Origin of the sequence: Nocardia jinanensis (assembly GCF_014645735.1) — a bacterium.
Lineage (GTDB): Bacteria > Actinomycetota > Actinomycetes > Mycobacteriales > Mycobacteriaceae > Nocardia > Nocardia jinanensis.
In genome coordinates this window covers 43862-53581 of the sequence record NZ_BMMH01000023.1, presented here as the reverse complement: position 1 = coordinate 53581, position 9720 = coordinate 43862, and the positions used below count along the sequence as shown (strand labels likewise).

Genomic DNA, 9720 nt, shown 5'->3' with positions numbered 1-9720 from the left:
CGGTGGCGTGGATGGATCGATGGCGGCTGGTGGCGTGCCGGCGTCGGTTTATCAGCCCTCTGTTGCCCAGTGCTTCTGATCGTATGCCGATGACCGACTGCGGGGCCGTACCGGCCGCATGTTCCGGGGCGGCTACTGGTAGGCGGTCAGCAGATCGTCGGGTCCGGTGGTGATCCGGGTGCCGAACCGGCGGCTGATATCGCCGAGCATGGTTCGTAGCCACCGGGTATCGGCGGGCCCGGTTCGCTCGAGTTGTAAGTGCCGGATACGCAGCGGCAGCATGCGCACTGCGGCGGGTCCGCTGGCGTCGAGGGTGACGAGGTACAGCAGCCGCAGCTCCGGCCGGTAGGACCCGTGGCCGCCGATGCCCTCGTAGTCGTCGATGACATCGCCGCAGCCGTACAGGATGGGTCTGCCCCGGTAGATTTCGATCGGGCGGGGGTGGTGCGCGGAATGGCCGTGCACGATATCCAGGCCGGCGTCGATCAGCCGGTGGGCGAACTGCCGCTCGCTCAGGCCGGTTCCGTATCCCCAGTTGGGCCCCCAGTGCACCGACACGATGGTGAGGTCACCGCTGCGGAACCGGAGCGAGAACCGGGCGGCCACCTCGTCGGCGTGCCGGACGGAGGGATGGTCCATCAGCCAGATACCCGGGTGGTCGCTGTCCGCGGCCCAGTGTGCGGGCACGCCGCTGGACAAGGTGGATAACGACGCGATCAGTACCCTGCGCCCACCCGGGGCCGGTACTGCCGCCGGTTGCTGTGCGGCAGCGAGGTTCGCGCCCGCACCGACGGCGCGGATATTCGCACCGGACAGTGCGTGAAGAGTGTCGGCCAGTCCGCGGATACCGAAATCGAGGGAATGGTTGTTGCTCAGTGCACAGGCATCGGGGCGGAGTGCGGCGAGCGCCGGGAGATTGCCGGGGTGCATCCGATAGTGGACCCCTTTGCCGGGTGCGAAACTGCCGTCCGCGGTGATGGCGGTTTCCAGGTTGACCAGCCGCACGTCGGGCGCGAGTTCGTCGAGGATATGGGTCACCTCGCCCCAGGGCCGGGTGAAACCGTAGGGTCGCGGAATCGGCCCATTGGCTTGTTCGGCCAGTTCGACGTAGCGCCGGGCATCCCGGACACACGCTTCCTGTAATTCCGGGTGCCCAGGTCGTGGCAGCAGCTGATCGACGCCGCGGCCGAGCATGACGTCACCACCGAGCAGGACCGTGACGGTCATGAAAAGAACGCTACCACCAGGCGCTGGCCGGATCGAGCGATGATCAGCGCAGCTCGAGGTGGTTCGGGCGCACGCTCAGCGGGCCAGGAAATGCCAGCCCAGCCAGGCCCACACCAGGATGGTGAGTATTCGCAGCATGCGGGATCGTTGCAGCAGGTGGAGGGTTTCGCCGAGAGTCGTGAAGCGTTGTGGGTGGCGGCGAGCCGTGAGCTCGGCCAGCACCCCCGCGATGGCGAGGGCTGCGAACCCGATGAGAACAAGTGTCCGGCCGGTCATCGCAGCAGCCGCCACCCGAGGGCCAGCCATATCAGCCATCCGGCCCAGCGGCCCGGGCCCTGGTCGAGCGCCGGATCCAGCAGTGTGGACAAGGTGGGATGGGACGGATCCGGTACGTCCCAGGACTCCTGCCGCGACAGCGCGAACAGCTCCCAGCCCGAAACTGCCAGTAGCAGGCCCAACCACAGCAATAAGCCGTTACGCAAGCGTGCATCTGCTGAGACTGGCTCGGACGGACTACGGACCGCCCGCGCGAGCAGGACACCGGCAATCCCGGCGATCAAAGCCGTTGCCGCCCAATCGAATGGACGGGTGCGGGCACCGAGTGTGGCGATGACGAGCCCGACACCCACCCATATTGCCGGCCGAAGAAAACCCCCATCGGCCGACGGGCTCGATTCGGCTGCCATGATCGGCAGCGTACCGCTGCCGCGGCGCGCGAAGCGGCAGGCAAGTGGATCGAAACGGCTGCGTCCGGTCACCGCCGGGTCCAGTCTGCCGGCCGTACTGTCTGCCTGGCCGCACCGGTGCCGCCTTTGATTCGCCCCGCCGACCCCGCCCGCGCAGACCGCGTCAACAAAGCATTGGAGTCGATGAAGAAGATCGACCTCGCCACTTTGGAACGCTCCGCAGCAGCAGAGCAGAGGCGCAAGCCCCTGCGAGGATCCGATTCGTTGCCCACCGAGACACTTCGCGCCGCACCACCGTCACCAACGTCCACCCGATACGAAACGTTCGTGCCTGTTCCGGTCCTGCCTGTGCTGTGGACCGCTGCGACCGGCGGCGTGGCTGGGTCCGCTGTCACGATCCGTGCGGCGGCGTTGCGACCCGGGCGCCGCCGGCGGCCACTGGCGGAATCGCTGCCATTCCCGCACCGGACAACAGTTCGACCTGCAGATTTTCCGTCTCGTCGGCGATTCAGAACAATCCATGGATCAGAAAAGAAGCGCTGAACTGCAGAAATGCGTCGCTTGCCCTCGGTAGGACGCGCAAAACATGGGCAACCGGAAAACGCCTGGTCATCGTGGGTTCATACCGGATCTGAGGAGCGCGGGCGATATGTTGCGCTCCCCACGATGTTATGGTGCGGGTACCATAACCTTATGGGTCTGAAGAAGACGACGGTCATGGTCGACGAGGCCGACCTCGCGCTGGTGAAGATGGCCGCGGCACGTGAAGGGCGGCCGGAGTCCGAGTATTTTCGTGAAGCTTTTCATCTGGCCGCGATACGCAGTCGCCGATGGGATGAGGAGTGGGATATCCCCGTACTCGACTACGGGCATTCGGTGTCGGCGGATGAGATCGATAGCACTGTACGAGAAGCGATCACCGACACCGAATCCGATGCTGGATGATCGTGATCGGCGACACCTCGGGTCTGGTCGCCGCTTTCAACTCCGCGGATCCCGAGCATGTCTGCGCGCGCGCAGCGCTGCAGCAGGCGGCGCTGACCATCGTCTCTCCACTCGTGTTGCTCGAAGTCGAACACATCACCACCCGAAATCTCGATCGCCGAGCCGCATATGCGGTGAATGATTGGTTATTGGCCCAAGAGCGCACCGGACGCATCGAAGTGCCCACGGTCTCGGTGGACTTGTTGCGGGTCGCACGCAGGGTGCAGAACAGATACCTGGCCTTGCGCCTGGATCTCACAGATGCCACCAATGTTTCATTGGCCGAACGCTACGAAACCGTGGCGGTATCGACTCTCGACCGACGTGTTTTCCGCGCAATCAGCCCGCTCACCGGTGATGCCGCGTTCCGCCTGTTGCCCGATGATCTCTAGCCGACCGGTGTATCGGTCAGCCGCCAAGTGAGTCGTTGCACGCGGGATATCGACTCGTTCGTCGCCGGTCGGCTGGAATGGGCACCGTCGTTGAGCAATGTCCCGGATACTGGAGCCGCGCATCTTCGCTCCGCATCCGGTGTGTCTGTCAAGATCCAGTTGCTGTCGGCACGTGGCAGACCGGTGTGGCCGACCGAACTCCGCGAGCTCGAGCAGCGCTACAGTGACGTGCCATCAGCCGAACTTCTCGTGCCCACATTGCCGGCTTTCGTTGCAGGGAAGACCGCAACATGGCACAACCGGCGCGCATCACGTGACATGTGGGATCTTTGGGCGCTGAACGGCATCGGCGCGATCGACGGCGCCGCGGGAGCGTTGTATCGGAGATACGGCCCGACCAACCGGCTCCCCAACCCGCAATTGTTCGATCGTGCACCGGACGAGGGCGACTGGAACGCACAATTGGCTGGGTAGACTCGACTGCTGATCAGCGCCGTTCGGTTGGGTCGACGACGATGTGAGCGCTGCGCCCGGGTGGGATCGGGCGCGGGTGGCGAGCTTCGCGCGGCGTCTCGGTTTTCGGATCGTGTGGCCCGAAGAGCGTTCGGTGCTGTCGGTGGCTCAGCCTTTCGGCGTAGTCCCGCGCGGTTCTTGTTGATCGCGGCTTTGTCGAATGCGGCAGGGTCGTCCTCGCCGCATTCGCAGGGTGCGATCAGCGCACCCGATCGCGGCACGAGTTCCAGATCCCAGTGGGGTTGCGGCGGTCGGTCACCCCGACACCATAGACGTGACTGTGTGATCGACACACTCCACGCCCCCGGTCACCACGTCTCGGGCATTCACCGTGCACGCGGTCCTTGGAGTTGTTCGAGGTGATGGGGATCGTCGACCCGGTCCTGGACCGGGGACTGGATCGGTTGCCGGCTTTGCATGGTTTTGCCGTGCTGTGGTAGACGGCGGCGTGGTTGCCGCGAAGTCGGCTGCGCTCGTCTCGGCCGGACCGCCAGTAACCAGACGCCTGCTGGCCGCACCAGTGTCGTTCACAACACGGCGTCTCACATAGGGCAGCGGGAAACATCGCTTCGAACCGGCCGCTCGCACATCGTGCTCGCACGTTGGTCGGCACGGATCTGTAATTTCGAGTAATCTGCTCCGGCGAAACACCTGGCGAGGCGCGCACATCGGAGTCCGCGCCACCGGAACAAGGTCCACGGTCGCCGCCACCCGCTTGTCGAAAGGCTCATCGATGACAGTCTCTGCATCTACCGAAAATCCGTGGGGTAGACTGGCCGAGCCGATTCCCGCCGACGCTGCCGCCGCGGACGATCCGGTGTGGAAAGACAATGCCTTCCTGGCATTCTGGGACAGCGAATCTCAGGTGTTCGGTTCCCTTCATGTATCGACCTCGCCCAATGCGCCGAGCGCCCGCCGGGCCCGGTTCAGCGTCTCGGTGGCCGGGCGTACTACCGAAATTGTGGAACCGCTGGATGAAGGCACCTTCCGCAGCAAGAGCATTGATTTCGGGCTCGACGGCAACTTCACGGTCGACAACGCGGCCGTACAGGCCGAATTCAGCACCACCCCGTTGTTCATCCCCCTCGACTATTCGACGGTCGACCTCATCCCTGCACTGGTCCCGGGTAAGCCGTTCCAGCACTTCGAGCAGGCCGCGTCCGTGACCGGCGTAGTGCGTATCGACGGCACGGCAACTCGTATCAGTGCGCGCGGAATGCGGGACCGCAGCTCGGGTTTTCGCGAAGAATCAGCTCAGTGGGCGGAATACGCCACCTTCGTTGCGGTCACCGATACATACTTCATCTCGGCATTGAAATTCCTGCGCATCGACGGCACGCAGAACGGCCACGGCTTCCTCGTCGAGGAGACAACCGCCACCCCGATCACCGATCTGCACCTCGCGCGCAATGCCGCCGCCCAATTGCTGTGGATCCGCTTCGACCTCGCCGACGGCAGCATCCGCACTCTGCACACCCGGGAGCGACACGGCGGATTCTGGGTGCCGATGGGCCCGGCCGAGACCGAGGGCCCGGCCTTCGGCGCCTACGACGATTTCTTGACACTCGAAAGCGATGACGGTGCCCGTGGCGGTGGCTTCACCGAGCAGGGCGTCGTCCACCGCGTCGCTTGAGTATGCGAAATACCCGCCGTCCAGTTCATCGAAAGTACGAGATCTCTTCAATGTCATCCGAGTCATCCGAGTCATCCGATCTCCTGATCCTTCTGCAGACTGCCAAGTTGAAGGGCCGGCCGAGCGAAGCCGATCTGCTCGCCGCCGGCGGTCTCGATGCCGCCGCGACCGTCGCGGCACTCGTCGACTCCGGTGCCCTCGACCGCGCCGGATCCCGGCTGAAACTCACCCCTCCCGGCCGTGCCGAACTGGACAGACTGCTGGCCGCCGAACGCGCAACTGTCGATCAGGAAGCGCTGAAAGGCGTTTACCACGAGGCATTCGACGCGCTGAACACCACGTTCAAACAGCTGGTCACCGACTGGCAGCTGATCGACGGCACCCGCCCCAACGATCACAGCGATACGGCCTACGACGCGGCGATCGTCTTCCGGCTCGGTGAGCTGCATCAGCAGCTGGTTCCCTTGCTCGATCGGTTGGTCGGTTTCGCCTCGCGTCTGTCCGGCTATCGCGAACGGTTCGGTGCGGCCCTGTGCAAGGTGCGGGCCGGGGATCATTCCTGGCTGGCCCGGCCGATGGTCGACAGCTATCACACGGTCTGGTTCGAACTGCACGAGGAGCTGATCGGCCTGTCGGGCCTGTCCCGGGCGCAGGAAGCGGCCGCCGGGAGGGCAGAGTGACCACACCGGCAGATCCGTCGATTCTGGTGCTGGACGGCCGTACCGCCGCTGGACGAGAGGTGCTGGGCGGTAAGGCGTGGAGCATCCAGCGGATGCGCACTCTGCAGATCCCGGTGCCGCCGGCCTTCGTGCTCACCACCGAGGTCTGCCGTCGATACCATTCGGCCGACCGCGCCCTGCCCGCCGGGATCTGGGACGGAATCCCCGCCGCCATGGCGGAACTGGAATCGGCCACCGGCCGCCGCTTCGGAGTGGCACAGCGCCCGCTACTCGTTTCGGTGCGTTCCGGCGCGGCGACCAGTATGCCGGGCATGATGGACACCGTTCTCGACCTCGGAATGACCGATGAGGTCGAAAAGGCGCTCGCCGCGGAGAGCGGTGACCCGGCCTACGCCGCCGACACCCGCCGCCGCTTCCTCGAACAGTTCGAGAAGGTCGTCGGTTACCCGCCCCCTGCCGACCCGTGGGAGCAGCTGCGCTGCGCGATGCTGGCCGTTCTCGATTCGTGGAACTCGCCGCGCGCACGTTCCTACCGCGACAGCCGCGGCCTGCCTCACGACGGTGGTACGGCGGTGACCGTGCAGGCCATGGTTTTCGGCAATCGCGACGACAATTCCGGCACCGGCGTGCTGTTCAGCCGCAACCCCCTCACCGGTGCTCCCGAACCGTACGGCGAATGGCTGCCGCGCGGTCAGGGTGAGGATGTGGTGTCCGGCCGTGCCGACGCGCGTCCGCTGTCCGAGCTGGCCGTGGCGTTGCCCGAGGTGTATACCGAGCTGCTGGCGGCGGCGGCCCGGTTGGAGGCCGATGCCCGCGATGTGCAGGACATCGAGTACACGGTGCAGGGTGGTGTGCTGTGGTTGCTCCAGGCGCGGGTGGCCACCCGTGCCCCCGAAGCGGTCGTCCGCCATGCAGTGACATTGCAGCGTGCGGGAATTATCACCGCCGGTGAGGCGCTGGCCCGGGTGCAGCCGGAACATATCCGGGCCATGCTGTCGCCGCGCCTCGACCCCGCCGGCGTGACCGCACCACTGGTCTCCGGTAAACCGGCCTGCCCGGGCATCGCGACCGGCGTCGTAGCCGTCGACGCCGATGATGCCGAGGCCCGAGCGGACCGCGGCGAGGCGGTGATCCTGGCCCGGCCCACCACCGATCCCGATGATGTCGCGGCCATGGCGATCGCGGCCGCGGTGATCACCGAACTCGGCGGGTCCACCTCGCATGCCGCCGTCGTCTGCCGGGAGATGGCGGTGCCCTGCGTGGTGGGATGCGGTACCGGAACGCTCATGCCGCTGGCCGGGCGCACCGTCACCGTGGACGCCGCACGCGGTGCAGTCTATCCGGGCGCTGTCGACATCCTGCCCGCTGCCGCCCCGGACGATCCGGATCTCATACAACTGAACCAATGGGCGCAAGCCGAATCCAGGGAGAACGTTTCGGATTCCCTCCTGGAGATGCTGTGCCGATCCACTGTGGAGGAAATTCGTTGAGTAGCCGTACAGCCGTCGAGGAGACACTCGACAACGCCGATATCGATTCGGCGCTCACCTGGACGACCGGCAATGTCGCCGAGGCGTTTCCGGGTGTGTTCACCACCCTCGGCTTCACCTATATGAGCGAGCCGATGGAGTTTGCATTCCGGAAGATGTTTCTCAGTATGGGGGTATATACGCGTAGACAAGTATATATACCGGATCAGGTCGAGGACATGTTCTGGACCCTATTCGCCGGCCGGGCAGCCGCCAATATCGACCGGTTCCGCGAGATCGCCAGTATCACCCCCGGCACCTCGGCCACCGCCATCGAACAGCAACTGTTCGGCTATGTGCGTCCGGAGACGGTGGATGAGAACAGCGTGCGCCGCTACCCGGCGATCCTCACCAAGGCGCCGGGCCTTGTGCTGCAGCTGCCCGGTCGCCACGACGCGGAGTTCGCCGAACTGCGCCGCTGGCGTCTGGACCGGCTGGCCGAGATCGACACACTCGACCACGACGGCCTGGTCGCGCTGCTCGGTGACGCCCGGGACCGGTTCCAGAGCATCATGATCAAACATCTGATCGTCGCGTTCGTCAGTTCCGCTCTGGCCGAGGGCGTTTCCACCACGCTGAAAGCACTGGACTTGGGCGGCCTCGAGGCCGATATCCTCTCCGGTGTGGGCTCGGACGAGAACGAGGTGGCCCATGATCTGTGGGCGCTCGCGCATGAGGAGTTCGGCCTCCGGGAATTCATCGACCGGCACGGATACCACGGTGTCGAAGAGGGCCAGCTGTCCGGTGTCTCCTGGCGCGAGAACCCGGCGCCGATCCTGGAGCGGCTCGACCATTACCGCACGATCCCCGCGGAGAGCCCGCGCGCGCCGCGGAACCGGAGTCGCGCACAGGTCGAGGCCCGGGACAAGGCCCTGGCCCAATTCCTGCGTGCACTACCGGGATACAAGCGACGTATCACCGGCTGGCAGGTGCGGATGGTGGGCCGCTGGCTAGCGCTGCGCGAACAGGGCAAGGCCGGATACCTGCTGACCTACGATGTGGCCCGCGCCGCCATGCGCCGGGAGGGTGCGCTGCTCGCTACCGACGGTGTGCTCGACGATGCCGAGGACATCTTCCACCTCTCCTACGATCAACTGTGCGCCGGAATCACCGGCGACCAGCGGGATCTGATTGCCGAACGCCGGGCGGCCTACAACGAACGCCTGGGCTACCGGTTGCCACAGGCCTGGAGCGGGATGCCCGAACTGATCAAGGCCGACGGGCACGGTGCGCAGACGCTCCCGGTGAACGGTACGGTCACCGGGGTGGCCGCCAGTTCCGGTGTGGTCGAGGGCCGGGCGCGGGTGGTCCGGGATCCGGCGGAAACCGAGTTGGACGAGGGCGACATCCTCGTCTGCGAGGTCACCGATCCGAGCTGGGTGCCGCTGTTCCTGGTGGCCGGCGGTGTGGTCACCGATCACGGCGGCCTGCTCAGCCACGGCCCGATCGTCGCCCGCGAACTTGGAATACCGTGTGTCTGCGGCACCGAAAACGGTAGCCATAGGATAGCTGACGGTGCCCGAATTCGTCTCGACGGCAACGCCGGAACCGTCACTGTTCTCGCCTGAACGGGCGGCGCGGGCCGCGTGCCCCGGCTCGGCACCGCGGCCACTTCATGGTCCGGGAAAGTCGCAGCCTCTATCGGATCCGCATTGGTTGGTTTCACGATTGACAGCAAGGAAGGTGGTCGCTACCGTGCGTTCGCACGCGGAGTTCACCGGTGAATTCGCACGCTGGCAAACAGATTCGCTGGTAGCCGTTCGTTCCCAGCATGCCACGGATCGACTGTGCGGCAGTCACCGCACGGTCGAACCTCTAGTCGAGGAAGCACGATTGATTCGCCACCTGTCCGGGCGGTCCGCAACACCACAGATCGCGTCGCCCATCCCGTGGGCGCAATGGGGTTTTCCGATGTCGTACGTCGAAACCATCCAGCGCGCAAAACCTGCCCTCCGGCTCCTCCTGCACATCTGAGAAGGGCTCTTCGGTGCATCCAACGACAAAACAGCAGAACGGCAGCCACTCGTACCCTGCGCAGCCTCCGAATGCGCACCCGGCACAACCGACGAACACGCA

General features: G+C 65.5%; 10 protein-coding genes. 7 read left to right on the top strand and 3 right to left on the bottom strand.

Annotated features, from left to right (window positions below):
• Nucleotides 1-132 precede the first annotated feature (132 nt).
• From IEY68_RS30730 to IEY68_RS30720, 3 genes are all read right to left on the bottom strand, one after another.
• Nucleotides 133-1227 (bottom strand): CapA family protein, encoded by a 1095-nt coding sequence (locus tag IEY68_RS30730; RefSeq protein ID WP_063000415.1) that lies wholly within the window; start codon nucleotides 1225-1227, stop codon nucleotides 133-135.
• Between the two features lie 75 nt (nucleotides 1228-1302).
• Nucleotides 1303-1503, bottom strand: a complete 201-nt coding sequence (locus IEY68_RS30725) for a DUF6186 family protein (protein ID WP_063000417.1) — start codon at nucleotides 1501-1503, stop codon at nucleotides 1303-1305.
• Nucleotides 1500-1913 (bottom strand): hypothetical protein, encoded by a 414-nt coding sequence (locus IEY68_RS30720; protein WP_189094579.1) that lies wholly within the window; start codon nucleotides 1911-1913, stop codon nucleotides 1500-1502. The genes IEY68_RS30725 and IEY68_RS30720 overlap by 4 nt, the downstream gene beginning before the upstream one ends.
• Before the next feature lie 693 nt (nucleotides 1914-2606).
• On the opposite strand from IEY68_RS30720, the gene IEY68_RS30715 reads away from it, so the two are divergent.
• The 7 genes from IEY68_RS30715 to IEY68_RS30685 all read left to right on the top strand — a co-directional run bounded on the left by IEY68_RS30715 (nucleotide 2607) and on the right by IEY68_RS30685 (nucleotide 9212).
• A complete protein-coding gene (locus IEY68_RS30715; RefSeq protein ID WP_063000421.1) occupies nucleotides 2607-2858 on the top strand; it encodes a hypothetical protein in 252 nt (83 codons plus the stop codon).
• On the top strand, nucleotides 2855-3289 hold the full coding sequence (locus tag IEY68_RS30710) for a PIN domain-containing protein (protein ID WP_063000423.1): 435 nt from the start codon (nucleotides 2855-2857) through the stop codon (nucleotides 3287-3289). Before IEY68_RS30715 ends, IEY68_RS30710 begins: the two co-directional genes overlap by 4 nt.
• A gap of 141 nt (nucleotides 3290-3430) precedes the next feature.
• Nucleotides 3431-3763, top strand: coding sequence for a nucleotidyl transferase AbiEii/AbiGii toxin family protein (locus IEY68_RS30705; RefSeq protein ID WP_229719138.1), 333 nt, complete (start codon nucleotides 3431-3433; stop codon nucleotides 3761-3763).
• A gap of 772 nt (nucleotides 3764-4535) precedes the next feature.
• Complete coding sequence (locus tag IEY68_RS30700; protein WP_063000425.1) at nucleotides 4536-5435, top strand: DUF7064 domain-containing protein; 900 nt, start codon at nucleotides 4536-4538, stop codon at nucleotides 5433-5435.
• 107 nt (nucleotides 5436-5542) lie between these two features.
• Nucleotides 5543-6115, top strand: coding sequence for a hypothetical protein (locus IEY68_RS30695; protein ID WP_229719137.1), 573 nt, complete (start codon nucleotides 5543-5545; stop codon nucleotides 6113-6115).
• Complete coding sequence (locus IEY68_RS30690) at nucleotides 6112-7605, top strand: pyruvate, phosphate dikinase (RefSeq protein WP_063000429.1); 1494 nt, start codon at nucleotides 6112-6114, stop codon at nucleotides 7603-7605. The genes IEY68_RS30695 and IEY68_RS30690 overlap by 4 nt, the downstream gene beginning before the upstream one ends.
• Nucleotides 7602-9212 carry a PEP-utilizing enzyme gene (locus IEY68_RS30685; protein WP_063000431.1) on the top strand — a complete coding sequence of 537 codons (1611 nt, stop codon included), beginning with the start codon at nucleotides 7602-7604 and terminating at the stop codon, nucleotides 9210-9212. Before IEY68_RS30690 ends, IEY68_RS30685 begins: the two co-directional genes overlap by 4 nt.
• Nucleotides 9213-9720 lie beyond the last annotated feature (508 nt).